Source organism: Blautia sp. AF19-13LB (assembly GCF_003479105.1).
In the GTDB taxonomy this organism is placed as follows: domain Bacteria; phylum Bacillota; class Clostridia; order Lachnospirales; family Lachnospiraceae; genus Fusicatenibacter; species Fusicatenibacter saccharivorans.
This window is the reverse complement of record NZ_QUGO01000009.1, coordinates 157,340-170,599: the sequence shown is the minus strand read 5'-3', so window position 1 is coordinate 170,599 and position 13,260 is coordinate 157,340. Positions and strand designations below refer to the sequence as shown.

The 13,260-nt window shown below is 45.1% G+C and carries 10 protein-coding genes and 1 pseudogene; 3 read left to right on the top strand and 8 right to left on the bottom strand.

From position 1 onward, the window contains the following. The 3 genes from DWX32_RS19970 to DWX32_RS11360 all read left to right on the top strand — a co-directional run. On the top strand, positions 1 to 205 hold a 205-nt coding region (locus tag DWX32_RS19970; protein ID WP_207664915.1), incomplete at its 5' end, for a hypothetical protein. Positions 206 to 507: 302 nt separating this feature from the next. Next, entirely contained in the window at positions 508 to 1,362 is an 855-nt protein-coding gene (locus tag DWX32_RS11365) for an AraC family transcriptional regulator (RefSeq protein WP_118660050.1), read from the top strand. Between the two features lie 1,029 nt (positions 1,363 to 2,391). Next, positions 2,392 to 3,891 (top strand): serine hydrolase domain-containing protein, encoded by a 1,500-nt coding sequence (locus tag DWX32_RS11360; protein ID WP_118660048.1) that lies wholly within the window; start codon positions 2,392 to 2,394, stop codon positions 3,889 to 3,891. Positions 3,892 to 4,282: 391 nt separating this feature from the next. Here the strand turns inward: DWX32_RS11360 and DWX32_RS11355 are convergent. From DWX32_RS11355 to DWX32_RS11320, 8 genes and pseudogenes are all read right to left on the bottom strand, one after another. Next, positions 4,283 to 4,426: pseudogene (locus tag DWX32_RS11355) on the bottom strand (transposase); the annotation flags it as partial. Positions 4,427 to 4,490: 64 nt separating this feature from the next. Then, positions 4,491 to 6,566, bottom strand: a complete 2,076-nt coding sequence (locus tag DWX32_RS11350; protein WP_117761409.1) for an efflux RND transporter permease subunit — start codon at positions 6,564 to 6,566, stop codon at positions 4,491 to 4,493. 227 nt (positions 6,567 to 6,793) lie between these two features. Beyond that, complete coding sequence (locus DWX32_RS11345; RefSeq protein ID WP_055227718.1) at positions 6,794 to 7,672, bottom strand: NifB/NifX family molybdenum-iron cluster-binding protein; 879 nt, start codon at positions 7,670 to 7,672, stop codon at positions 6,794 to 6,796. A 121-nt stretch (positions 7,673 to 7,793) separates the two neighbouring features. Continuing rightward, positions 7,794 to 9,032: an aminopeptidase P N-terminal domain-containing protein gene (locus DWX32_RS11340; protein WP_118601069.1), complete on the bottom strand. Its 1,239-nt coding sequence runs from the start codon at positions 9,030 to 9,032 to the stop codon at positions 7,794 to 7,796. Positions 9,033 to 9,151: 119 nt separating this feature from the next. Then, positions 9,152 to 10,411: a S41 family peptidase gene (locus tag DWX32_RS11335; RefSeq protein ID WP_118660046.1), complete on the bottom strand. Its 1,260-nt coding sequence runs from the start codon at positions 10,409 to 10,411 to the stop codon at positions 9,152 to 9,154. A gap of 83 nt (positions 10,412 to 10,494) precedes the next feature. Beyond that, the gene (gene ftsX / locus DWX32_RS11330) at positions 10,495 to 11,409 is read right to left on the bottom strand and encodes a permease-like cell division protein FtsX (RefSeq protein WP_022461639.1); all 915 of its coding nucleotides are present in this window, start codon (positions 11,407 to 11,409) and stop codon (positions 10,495 to 10,497) included. Beyond that, on the bottom strand, positions 11,399 to 12,082 hold the full coding sequence (ftsE, locus tag DWX32_RS11325; RefSeq protein ID WP_022461638.1) for a cell division ATP-binding protein FtsE: 684 nt from the start codon (positions 12,080 to 12,082) through the stop codon (positions 11,399 to 11,401). Before ftsE ends, ftsX begins: the two co-directional genes overlap by 11 nt. A 26-nt stretch (positions 12,083 to 12,108) precedes the next feature. Then, positions 12,109 to 13,197 (bottom strand): PucR family transcriptional regulator, encoded by a 1,089-nt coding sequence (locus DWX32_RS11320; RefSeq protein WP_117510479.1) that lies wholly within the window; start codon positions 13,195 to 13,197, stop codon positions 12,109 to 12,111. Positions 13,198 to 13,260 lie beyond the last annotated feature (63 nt).

Here is a 13,260-nt window from a genome sequence, read left to right as displayed (position 1 = left end):
AAGAAGGGACCAGGGTTATCAGCTGTCCTGCCGGAAATGCCCCGAAAAGCTGCAGCTATATCAAGCAGACAGGGCAATGCCGGTCAGAGGACTTTTAGCCACAAAGCTTCGGTTCGGAATTAAACTTGCGGCATTGAATTTTAAGAAACTGTCAGCATATCTGGACAGTCTGGATCAGTGCGCCTTACTTTCAGCAAACAGCTAAAAAAGTAACAAAGAATCTGAATGTATGTTAATGGAAAACACTACTAATATGAAATATTTGTTGTCTTATATGAAATTTTCAAGGTACGTTAGTTAATGAGTTACTATAAAATGAGTGTTTTGACACCCATATCATACTTATTAGACATTTTTAAATTAATCTGATATACTTTACATGAGTTCTCGCAATGAGAATACTACACATATCTCTATGGGATACAGAAATGCGTACTACGTTTATTGATGACGGAAAATAATCACTCTCTCCTATTTGATTGAAATCCAGACAGGGAGGTATAACGAATGAAAGATTATGGAATTTATGAAAAAGTAAAACTAAACGGAATCGTTCCTGGACGATTGATTCGCCATACCCGGGCGGACAGTGCAATCATAAAAAGTCACTGGCATCAAGAGTTGGAAATAAATACGGTTTTTGAAGGCTCTTCCCGCTTCTTTATAAATGGAAGAATTGAAGATGTAACGCCTTCACATGTTGTTGTGATAAACAGCAGAGAAGTCCATTCGTCTATCCCTTTTTTTCCACAGGGCGGGATCTGCGTTACAGGGGTTACGATACAAATCAGCTACGATTTTCTAAAAAAAGTGATTCCAGATTATGATAACTGTTACTTTATTCTTAACAATATGGCAGAACGGAAGATACAGTTACTTCTTGAAGAAATGAATAAGAAATGTAAAACACAAGATGCAGCATATATGAATATTTATGCAATCAAACAAATTTGTGAAATTGTGTATATTCTTGCAACAGAATGTTGTATGAAACGGGAAAAGTTCGAAGCGACAAGTTCGGAAAGTTTTCAGCGTTTTGAACATGTTCTTAATTATGTTCATGAAAACTACAGCAGCAATCTCAAGACCAGTGAAGTAGCAGAACGTTTTTTCTTCTCCAAAGAATATTTTTGCCGTTTATTCAAAAAAAATACAGGTATGACATTTAATCAGTATGTGACACAGTGCAGGGTTATTCATGCAGAACAATTGCTTAAGGACACAAACACACGGATCTCTGAAATCGCTCAGGAGGTGGGCTTTTCGGATGAGGGAAGTTTTATCGCTCAGTTTAAAAAATATTATTCGAAAACCCCTGGAAATTATAGAAAAATGATAACAAAAAATCCATTTTATGATTAGGGGGGGCAAAAGGTACACCCGTGCGAACCTTGAAAATTTCATACAAAACAACAAATTTATGTCAGGAAATGGTATCATGATCTCAGATTATTTGTGAGGTGATCCCATGTCTTTTGCTAAGAATGAATAATTTCTTATTCACAGAAGAAGGGACCAGGGTTATCAGCTGTCCTGCCGGAAATGCCCCGAAAAGCTGCAGCTATATCAAGCAGACAGGGCAATGCCGGTCAGAGGACTTTTAGCCACAAAGCTTCGGTTCGGAATTAAACTTGCGGCATTGAATTTTAAGAAACTGTCAGCATATCTGGACAGTCTGGATCAGTGCACCTTACTTTCAGCAAACAGCTAAAAAAGTAACAAAGAATCTGAATGTATGTTAATGGAAAACACTACTAATATGAAATATTTGTTGTCTTATATGAAATTTTCAAGGTACGTTAGTTAATGAGTTACTATAAAACGAGTGTTATAAAAATGACTGGTCAATATTACTAAATTCAAAGGTTAATTCTCCTATATCTTACAATATACTATCTATGATATCTTTCAGATAAGTAAAAGCGCGCGTAAAAAACTTAAAATAATCTTGGAGGATTATCACAATGAGAGATAAGAATAATGGAGAGATTGCAAAATCTCAAATGTTTGGATACGCACTTTTTGGCTGTGGATCTAATTGTCTGGGTGGTATTCTTGGTTCTTTTTAACACTGTATCTGACCGACAATCTGCTGTTGTCCATGTCGTTTATTGCTTTTATGATGTCTGCCGGACGTATTATCAACGCAGTGACAGAATTTTCAAGCGGTTTTATCATTGACCAGACACACACTTTGTCTCTGTGTAAATATGACGCTCAGGCTGCAAATAATGGCATTGCACAATCTTCTGTCACCCTGTTTGCTGAAAGATGCGGATATGCAGTCGTTCCTTTGGTCTGTAGCATTTTGTTAGTTTTGATTAGTAACTTTATGAATGCAGATGAAGAAGTTATAAAATTGAGAAATACTCAATAAAGGAGAGAATTCTAATGACACAATTATTCAATAAATTTTATATTCCTGAAGATGTAGGCATTTCCTCTGTAGCTATTGCCCAGTTTCTGAAAGAATGTGATGAAATAAATTATAAATTGCGGACTCTTCATATTGTTCGCCATGATAAAGCGATAGCAGAAGTTTCCAAATATCCGTTTTGTGCACTTGATAAAAGATTGGTATATTCCGTAAGCAAAACATTTACATCCACGGCTATAGGGATTGCGGTAAAAGAAGGTTTGTTGCGGGTAGATGATTTCCTTCTTGATTATTTTCCGGAATGTCGAGATTTGGACATGGATGATGCAGCCCGTACCATAAAAATTTGCCATCTTTTGACTATGAGTACGGGTCATGGCGTGGATACAGTGGGAGATATGTGCAATGGCATAAGACCCTGGCCGGAAATCTTTTTTACCAGAAAAATGGTATATGAGCCAGGAACTCATTTTGTCTATAATTCCGGAGGAACTTATATGCTGTCAGAACTTATCAGCCGTGTGACTGGCATGTGCCTGAAAGATTGGTTACAGACGCATCTATTTGATCCTCTGGAGATTACAGATGTCAGTTGGGATAAACATGGAGATGTTAACACTGGAGCATGGGGGCTTTTGATTGCTCCACGTGATCTCACAAAACTGGGACTTTTGTACTTACATAAAGGTGTTTACAATGGCATACGCATTCTCACGGAAGAATGGGTTACGGAGGCATCATACCCCCACATTTCCACAAACGTGCAGGGATGTGCCGGATGGGGCCGCCACTATGGATATCAAATTTGGGAGAACAGTCCGGGGAGCTATCGTGCTGATGGAGCATTTGGCCAGTATTGCATGGTATTTCCGAAAATGGATATGGTTATTACAACTACTGCTGAAGAAACGGATGGAAGCAGAATTTTCCCTCTGATTGAAAAGTATATCCTTAATAACATAACTGAGCAGCCGAAACCTCGTGATGCATGGTGTTACCAATACATGAAAAACGTAATGAACCAGTGGGAAACTCCCGTTGTATATTCGCCGAGTGCTTCTTATCTAATGCATATGCTTCAGGGAAAAGAATTTGATTTACGCAGTCGTACATCAGATGAAAAACATACTCTTCGCTTTGAGATTGGCAACAGCCGTATGGAGTTTGTAATCGATGAAATACAGACTATTCACAGTTCCTGTACTGTTGATTTGTTTGGAGAAACCACATATGCAATTGAAATTCCGTCAAATAGCCCACTTATTGGAGACGAACAGAGAAACCGTATTTGGAAATATGCTGCCCATCACAGTTGGGTAGACCAGAGTACCCTTATTTTGACTATATGCTGGCAGGAAACCGGGCATTCACAAACATGGAAATTCTATTTTCATGAAAATACCTTGACTTTGATTGTCACAGATAGTACTAAAGGAATGTTTGAATTGTCTGGTGCGGTGAGTGACCGGAATGTAAGATTTGCTGATATGATTTTTGATGGTGCTTTTAGATAGAAACACGTAAAAATACTCCGGGGATTTTTATTTTTCCCCGGAGTATTTCTGTCAATATAATGTTCATTATTTTAGAAACCCTTAATTTTCTCACCACACACAGAACACGTTTCCAGAATATACTATATTTATCAAATGAAACAGTTACCTATTTTGTGAACTTCCTGAAAAAAGTACCCTAAAGACTGTTTTCCCCATCCCTCACCAGTCAATATCATCATCTCTTCCTTCAATAAACGCCAGGATATCATCCAGTGATCTGTCACTATGAGAATACGCTTCATAAAGAGTAGTTTTTATCTTTTCAGATTTTCCGTATTATCCTTCTTCTTTTCCGGTATACTTCTTCCATTTGACACTCCCCACAGCAAGGGGTTTTACGACGCATTGGATAAGCAGCAAGCTTTCGGATCACGCCATTATCCCTTACAGAATAATGGATTGCATCGATGTGGAGAATAGGATAGACCTCGTCCAGTGGCCGGTTCTTCCAGTCTTCAATCCGTGGCAGAATCTTATCCGTCATATCAGAAATTTGAACGCAAAGCAAAAAAATTCCCCCGCACCAGCTACTTCCGGTACAGGGGATTTGTCATACTTTATTTTGTTTTCTTCTTTAAAAATCCAATCGATGTCTTACAGATCAGTTTATCGAAAATCATAAACATTGCCGGCAGAATCAGGATAACAACGACCATACTGATGATCGCGCCCCGCGCAAGCAGAGTACAGATGGAACCGATCATCTCAACCTGGGAGTAGCAGGCCACACCGAAGGTTGCGGCAAAGAAGCTCAGACCACTGCTGATGATGGACGGCATACTGGTCTTATGGGCAATACTGATAGCTTCCTTCTTGTCTTTTCCATTCTGGCGCTCTTTCTGATAACGGGTTGTCATCAAGATCGCGTAGTCCACGGTTGCACCGAGCTGAATCGCTCCGATTACGATGCTGGCCACGAATGGAAGGCTGGTTCCCTGATAATACGGGATTGCCATATTCAGCATAATTGCAAACTCGATGACTGCTACCAGAATAATCGGCAGAGAAATCGATTTGAAGATCAGCAGAATGATGATAAAGATTGCACCAATGGAAAGCACGTTTACGTTGACAAGGTCAGCATCGGTAACATCCTGCAGGTCTTTCATCAACGGTGCTTCACCGATGACCATTCCATCTTTATCGTAGGATTTTACGATTTTGTCAATCGCTTTGACCTGTTCGTTTACTTCATCTGTTGCGGACTCATATTCAGAGCTCACAAATGCAAGCTCATACTCATCGCTCTGCAGCATGCTTCGGAGATTTTCCGGGATCATGGATTCCGGAATGGTCGGGCCGAGCAGGGAGCCCATGCTGATGGTTGATTTGACACCTTTTACCTTGCCGATCTCATCCATCATTTTCTTTTTCTGTTTGGAGTCCATATCGCGGTCCATCATGACGATGTGCATGTTGCTGACGTTGAACTGCGCTTTTACTTCATCGTTTGCCACGTTACAGTCCAGGGTAGATGGAAGGGAACGTGCGATGTTGTAATAAATCTGGGTATGATTGTTTCCGTAGATCGACGGGAACAGCAGAACCAGGAAGATCACAACCCATACTTTATAATGTTTGGTGATAAAGGCGGACGGTTTATCCAGGCTTTTTACCAGCGGTTTGTGTCTCGTTTTCTCAATTGCCTTGTCAAATACCAGAACCATGGCCGGCAGGACGGTGACACAGCAGACAACGCCGATCAAAACACCTTTTGCCATAACGATACCAAGGTCGCGGCCAAGGGCAAAGGTCATAACACACAGTGCCAGGAAACCGGCTACGGTGGTAACGGAGCTTCCGGCTACGGATTTGAACGTGTTGGCGATTGCATGGCCCATCGCACGCTCTTTGTCATCCGGGAAACGCTTTTTATTCTCCTCGAAACTGTTCAGCAGGAAGATGGAGTAGTCCATCGTAACACCAAGCTGCAGCACGGCGGTCAGCGCTTTTGTGATGTAGGAAGTCTCACCAAGGAACACGTTGCTTCCCAGGTTGTAAAGGATTGCAAGTCCGATACTTAACAGGAACAGGATCGGAACAACGAAGGAAGTCGATGTCAGCTCGATGACAACGAGGCTCAAAACTGCGGCGATGACAACGTAAACCGGCAGCTCTTTTAATGCTACGTTTTTGATATCGGTAACAACACCGGTCATACCGCCGATGAAGCACTGCTCGTTCGCAATTTTACGAAGATCCTCGATTGCCTCCATGGAGTCATCGGAAGAAGTCGTATTGTCGAACAGAACGAGCATCATGGTTGCATCCCCATTGTAGAATGCTTTCCGGAGTTTTTCCGGGATCATCTCAACCGGCACGCTGATGTCTGCCACATCGTCATACCATAAAACTTCTTTTACGTGGTTTACCTGCTCGAATTTTTCTTCGAGTTTCTGTACGTCCTTCATTTCCATGTTTTCCACGACAACCATAGAGAACGCACCCATGCCATATTCATCTACCAGAATGTCCTGTCCTTTTACAGTTTCCAGATGCTCCGGCAGATAGCTGAGCAGATCATAGTTTACTTTCGTTGCTGCCATTCCGATGACTGACGGAATAATCAGCAGAAATCCAATGATCAGCATCAGAATCCTGTGCTTGGCAATCCATTTGCCAACTTTAACCATTTTCATTCATCTCCTCTGATTCATTTTTAACTTGTTTTTCTAGTACCACATCTTACAACTTAAATGACTATTAGTCAATATTTGAAATGGCAAAAAATGAATTTTGGTCATTTTTTGTTTACTTTTACAAAAAATAACGGAAATCGGAAATGGGAATCGTTGATTTTTCTGCGCATCAAAAAAGAGTGCCTGGCTCCTTCGCCCTGACACTCTTTTTATGCATTTTTTTATTTCACTTCAACCAGCTCAATCTCAAAATTCAGCTCTTTTCCAGCCATCTCATGGTTGGCATCAAACGTGATATTGGTCTCGTCTTTTGCGGTAACTTTTACCGGGAACGGCTGGCCGTACTGGTTCTGCAGATAAACCTGCTGTCCGACCTCTACTTCCTCTGCTCCCGGAAGCTGTGCGATCGCAACGGTGAAAATTGCGTTCGGATCCGGCATTCCGTAAGCCTCCTCCGGCATCAGATGGATGTTGACTTTTTCGCCGACTTCCATCTCTGCAACGGCTGCATCGAAGCCGCGGATCATCTGGCCCACACCGCAGATGAACTCGAGCGGTTCGCCGCGGTCGTAGGAAGAATCAAACTGGGTTCCATCGTTGAAGGTTCCTCTGTAGTGGGTACGGCAGGTTTTTCCGACATTCTTACCTTCCATAACCGGAGTCGGTGCACCGCATCCGCCGCCGCAGGTTCCGCAGGAACCGCCGCAGGAGCTCTCCTCTTCCTCATGGCTTCCGCAGTGGTCGCCGCAGGAATGACCTTCCTCGTGATCGTGGTGATCGCAGGTTGCACCTGCAGATGTGAGCGTTCCGTTTAAGTAAGCTTCCACCGCTGCATCCACATCTCCTTCCGCTCCGGAGCAGAGCTCTACGCCTGCCTCAGCAAGAGCTGCCTGTGCACCGCCGCCGATGCCGCCGCAGATCAGAACATCCACGCCCTGCTCGGAAAGAAGGCCTGCCAGTGCGCCGTGGCCGGTTCCGTTGGATCCGATCACTTCGCTGGAAACCACTTTATTGTCTTCTACTTCATAAACTTTAAAGTTCTCTGTTTTTCCAAAGTGCTGGAAAATATTCCCGTTATCGTATGTGACTGCAATTTTCATCTTGTTTTCTCCTTTTCATCTGTTCCTGACCTTTTCCTGCTTTTCCGGAAAATTTTCAGGATTTTTTGCGCCTCTTTTCTTTGGGCTTTGTTTCGGTTTGGCATCTTCCGATGTCATTTTTTTACTTTTCCTGCATAAACGCTTCAATCTGATCCGGATCACGCATCACGGCTTCAGAGAGAACCTCGCTGCCGTTTTCTGTAATCAGAATATCGTCCTCAATCCGGATACCGATTTCCCATTCGTCAATATACAAACCAGGCTCGTCGGTAATAATGGCACCCGGACGCAGCTTGTCGTTCCATGCCGCGGTCACATCGTGTACATCGATGCCGAGGTGATGGGAAACGCCGTGCATGTAATAGGTTCCGACATCCTCTTTCTTCTCGATCAGGCCAAGTTTCACACAGCCCTCGCCGAGAACATCCTTTGCGATATCGTCGAGCTCTTTTAATGTCATACCCGGTTTTGCTGCTTTTGCAACGGCGCGGTTTGCTGCCAGAACAACGTCGTAAACCTGTCTCTGACGGTCCGTATATTTTCCGTTGACTGGATACGTTCTGGTGATATCTGCGCAGTAGCCCTGGAATTTTGCTCCGAGGTCCATCAGAAGCAGGGTCTCATCCTCGCACACGTCACGGTTGGTGTCGTAGTGCAGCATCGTTCCGTTTGCACCGCTTCCTGCGATCGTCGGGAATGCCGTTCCGTCTGCTCCCTCGTGGAAAATCTTGTACTCGAAATCAGCCTGTGCCTGATACTCGGTGCAGCCCGGTTTCAGATTCTTCATCACGAATTTCAGCGCGTCGTCGGTGATCTTGATTGCCTGGCGGACGAGAGCGATCTCATCCTCATCTTTCTGCATCCGCAGTGCTGCGATGACAGGAGCAATGTTTTTAATCGGTCTGCCTGGAAATTTCTTTGCGAACTCCTCTGCCTTTACCATGTTGTAATCCGGCAGATCCTCGACCTGATAGCGGTAGCAGTCGAAATACAGGGTTCCGATGTCCTCGCGTGCCATCAGACGGTTTACCATGCCCTCAAAGGAATCCAGGAAACGAACGTCATCGATTCCGGTGATCTCCTGTGCCTCAGATACGGTTACTTTTCTTCCAAACCATCTCTCCTGGTTCAGATCCGCTTCCTCGATAAACAGAATGGATTTCTCCTCTTTTGCGGTCTTTTTCATCATCAGGATCATGTGATCTCTGCGAAGGCCGGTCAGATAGAAAAAGTTGCGGTTTGCTTCAAACGGCAGATATTCGTCTGCGCTGACATGCAGCTCGATTCCAGAAAACAAAAGCAGTGCGGAATCCTGGTCCATTTTATCAAAAACCTGTTTTCTTCTTTCTGTAAAGTTCATCTGTCTTTCCTCACTTTCTTTTAGAGCCTGCCAAGATCTGTTTTCGGCTCCTCTACTAAGATAACACGTTCGTGCTTTTTTTCCTACCTTTTTCCTGCTTTTCTGTAAAAATTCTTATTTTATTCCGCACTTTCCAGTCCTTTGACAACTTCCAACGCTTTTTCGATCTGCACATCGCTCGTCGCGTCATCCGGCAGCTCCACCTCGACATCCGGCGTAATGCCGACCTTGTGGATGTCGTTTCCGAGCGGCGTGTAATAATGGGCAATCGTCAGTTTCACCACGCTGCCGTCCGAGAGCTGGAATGTATTCTGGACAATGCCTTTTCCGAATGTCGTCGTTCCGACAATCGTTCCGATGCCGTAATCTTTGACTGCTCCCGTGAAGATTTCTGCCGCACTTGCCGTATTTTCATTGACCAGCACGACGAGTGGAATCGAGATCGGGGTATCGCCGTCGCAGGTATACTCTTCCCGTTTTCCGTTTTTATCCTCGGTATATACGATGAGTCCCTCCGGCAGGATCTGGCGCAGGGTGTCGCAGACTGCCGTCACAAGGCCGCCCGGATTGCCGCGCAGGTCGATGATCAGGCGCTCCATGCCCTGATCCTGCAGTGACTGGTATGCTTTCTGGAACTGCTCGGAGGTAAGCCCTGTAAACTCGCTGATGGCCAGATAGCCGATCTTGTCGTCCAGCATTTTACCGTCTGCCACAATCGCCGCAAGCTTCTCTTTTTTGACTTCCGTTTCAATCAGATCCGCCTCGCCTTCCCGCTCGATGGAAAGCGTCACGGTATCGTTCTCGCTGTTTTTCAGAAGACCGACCGCATCGTTGAGGCTTAAGCCTTCGAGTGTCTGCCCGTCAATCTTCACAATGCGGTCATCCGCCTGAATACCGGCCTTCGCCGCCGGGGTATCGTCCTGTACGCCGGTGACCTGCAGCTTATCGCCGTCCAGCGTCACCGTAACACCGATACCCTGATAGTAGCCCTCCTGCGCTGTCTTGATCGCTTCGTATTCCTCTTTCGTGTAATACGTAGAATACTTGTCGCCGAGGCCGCTGATCATCCCTTTATACATCGCATCCGACAGCTCTGTGTCATCCACATCGCCCGCGTAAAGCTGGCTGATCATCGCTTTGATCGCCGCCGTCTTCCGCCACGACCAGAAGCCGCCGGGGTGGTCCGCACTGCTTCCCGGCCAAAGAAACGTTGTTCCGACAAGCACGATCATTACAAGCGCCAGCATGGAAATCATGCCCGCAAAGTAGCTCTTCCGCATCTCATTTTTTCGGTTTTTCTTTCTGTTTCTGCGCTTTTTCGGTTTTTCCTGCTCTGCCGCTTTTACGCCCTCTTTTTCTTCCTTCATCAGTTCTTCCAAAATATGCCTCCCAATCGAAAGATCCCGGAATCTTTTGACGGATTCCGGGACTTATTTTTACTTTATTATATTGTCTAATCCTATCAGACTTTCAAGTGTTTTCGAATCGTAAAGATACTGCCGACAAGTCCGATTCCCATACCGAGAATGAGTCCGACCGGAAGCAGAATCCGGAATACGGCCGATACCGGCATGAATGCCATAAAGTTCGACAGTACGCTGAACTCCGTCATAACGTAGCTGATGACTCTGTTGTATACAACGTACAGCAGCCCCAGCGGAATCGCTGCTCCGACGAGACCGATCAGGATACCCTCGATCAGGAACGGAGCCCTTACAAACAGGTTCGTCGCACCGATCAGCTTCATGATACCGATCTCCTCTTTCCGGACCGAAATACCGATCGTGACGGTATTGCTGATCAGGAAAACAGATACGGCAAGAAGAATCAGGATGATCGCGATGGAAACGTAGCCAATGACACGGTTCATCGTCGTCAACGTTGTTGTTGCGCCCTCGGCCTGTTTAACCTCACGGACACCGTCCAGCGAGCGGATATACTCAGCCAGTGCATCCTGCGTCTCTACCTGGTATACGTAAACCTCGTAGTGAGCAGAAGTTGCGAGCGGGTTGTCGTTTGGCTTAAAGCCGTCCTTGTATTCCTCTTTTCCTTCGAAATACTGTTTTGCAAAGTTTTCCCACGTCTCATCCGCGGAAACATACTTACATTCCTTGACCACATCGGTCTTGGCCTTGATCTCCGTTCCGATCTCATCGATCGTCGCCTGATCCACATCTTCGTTGAAGAAGACGGTCATGGATACGTCTGTCTCGGCATTTTTTACGATGTAGTTAAAGTTGATGACAACCGCAAAGAAGATACCGAACAGAAAGATACAGGCTCCCATGGTTGCGATGGATGCCAGCGAGAACATCTTGTTTCTCCAGATGTTTTTGACACCCTGTTTGATGCTGTAGCCCAGTGTACTAAACCTCATGGTACTCGCCCTCCTTCTCATCGCTGACTACCACGCCTTTTCGCATGGTAATAACGCGTTTTTTCATGGAGTTGACGATCTCACGGTTGTGGGTTACCACAAGAACGGTCGTTCCTCTGTTGTTGATTTCCTCCAGGAGCTTCATAATCTCCATGGAGTTTCCCGGGTCCAGGTTTCCGGTCGGCTCGTCCGCCAGAAGAATGTCAGGCCGGTTGACAATGGCTCTTGCCACGGCAACTCGCTGCTGCTCTCCTCCGGAAAGCTCCTTCGGGAAGGATTTGTACTTCTCTGCCAGTCCGACCAGCGTCAGGACTTCCGGCACGCGCTTTTTGATGACGCGGTTCGGTTTCTCGATGACACGCTGTGCGAATGCTACGTTTTCATAGACATTCCGGTCTTTTAAAAGGCGGAAATCCTGGAATACGACGCCGACACCGCGGCGGTATTTCGGCACTCTCCAGCGTTTCATTTTATTTAAGATCTGTCCGTTTACCTTAATGGTACCGGATGTGGGCTCGAGTTCTTTCAAAAGGAGCTTGATCAGCGTCGATTTTCCAGAACCGCTGTTTCCCACGATAAAGACGAATTCCCCCTTCTCGATGTGTAAGGATACGTTGTTGACGGCCGGCTGGCCTTTCGCGTAACTCTTACTTACACTATCCAATGTTATCATGCAATTCCTCCTTCAAGGGTTCTCGCTTAATAATCGAGCGTTTCCATGTATTTCATGTACTGCACAACCATAAGCGCAATCTTGAATGTGATCGCATCTTCAAAAACTCTAAGATCGAGTCCCGTGCTCTTCTGCAGCTTATCCAGCCGATAGACAAGGGTATTTCGGTGTATATAAAGCTGTCTCGAGGTTTCCGAGACATTCAGAGAATTTTCAAAGAATTTATTGATCGTTGTCAGTGTCTCCTCATCAAAGTCATCCGGCGATTTGTTGCCGAAAATTTCTTTGATGAACATTTTGCACAGTGGGATCGGAAGCTGGTAAATCAGACGGCCAATGCCCAGTGAGCTGTATGCATAGATATCATTCTCAGCGGAGAAAATTTTTCCGACGTCCATCGCCATTCTGGCTTCTTTATAGGAACGCGATACTTCTTTGATCTCCTTGACAATGGTACCGTAAGCAACGTGGGTTTTCCCCTCCTCATCTCTTCCTGCTGCTTCCAGAATGGTGGCTGCCACTTTGTTCATCTGGGCATAATCCTCACCTGGAGCAAGTTCTTTTACGATGATGATGTTTTTCTCATCAACTGCAGTTATAAAGTCACCGGATTTGGTACCGAGCAGACTCTTGACGCTCTCGAGCGCCCCGCTGTTTTTATCCGGATTTGTCTCAAGAATAAATACAAGGCGGCGTGCTTCCACTTCAATATGTAATTTCTTCGCCCTGTTGTAGATGTCGACCAGCAGCAGGTTGTCGAGCAGCAGATTCTTGATAAAGTTGTCTTTATCGAAGCGCTCCTTGTAGGCGGTAAGGAGGCCCTGAATCTGGAAGGTAACCATTTTCCCGATCAGGTGAATGTCATCGTTTCCGCCTTTTACAACCAGAATGTACTCCAGCTGGTGTTCATCGTATACTTTAAAAAACTGATAGTTTTTCATGGTCTGGGAATCTGCCTGAGACTGCGCAAACGTTACAATATCATTCTGGCTGATCTCAACCTCCGGAAACGTCGTTACCAGAACCTTTCCTTCTACATCAGTCACGCAGAGTTCGACACGCGAAATATTTTTGATTCCCTCAATGGTACTCTGTAAAATCTGATTTGAAATCATATTTTCTTCCCTCTTTCATCCTATAGTTTGTCTCCGGCTGCACCCGCTTTCATTGCCAGGCAT

Coding starts and splice junctions, on each gene's coding strand:
- DWX32_RS11320 (WP_117510479.1), bottom strand. CDS start 13,197: ATGATTTCAAATCAGATTTTACAGAGTACCATTGAGGGAATCAAAAAT.
- DWX32_RS11340 (WP_118601069.1), bottom strand. CDS start 9,032: ATGAACTTTACAGAAAGAAGAAAACAGGTTTTTGATAAAATGGACCAG.
- ftsX (WP_022461639.1), bottom strand. CDS start 11,409: ATGAGGTTTAGTACACTGGGCTACAGCATCAAACAGGGTGTCAAAAAC.
- ftsE (WP_022461638.1), bottom strand. CDS start 12,082: ATGATAACATTGGATAGTGTAAGTAAGAGTTACGCGAAAGGCCAGCCG.
- DWX32_RS11350 (WP_117761409.1), bottom strand. CDS start 6,566: ATGGTTAAAGTTGGCAAATGGATTGCCAAGCACAGGATTCTGATGCTG.
- DWX32_RS11365 (WP_118660050.1), top strand. CDS start 508: ATGAAAGATTATGGAATTTATGAAAAAGTAAAACTAAACGGAATCGTT.
- DWX32_RS11345 (WP_055227718.1), bottom strand. CDS start 7,672: ATGAAAATTGCAGTCACATACGATAACGGGAATATTTTCCAGCACTTT.
- DWX32_RS11360 (WP_118660048.1), top strand. CDS start 2,392: ATGACACAATTATTCAATAAATTTTATATTCCTGAAGATGTAGGCATT.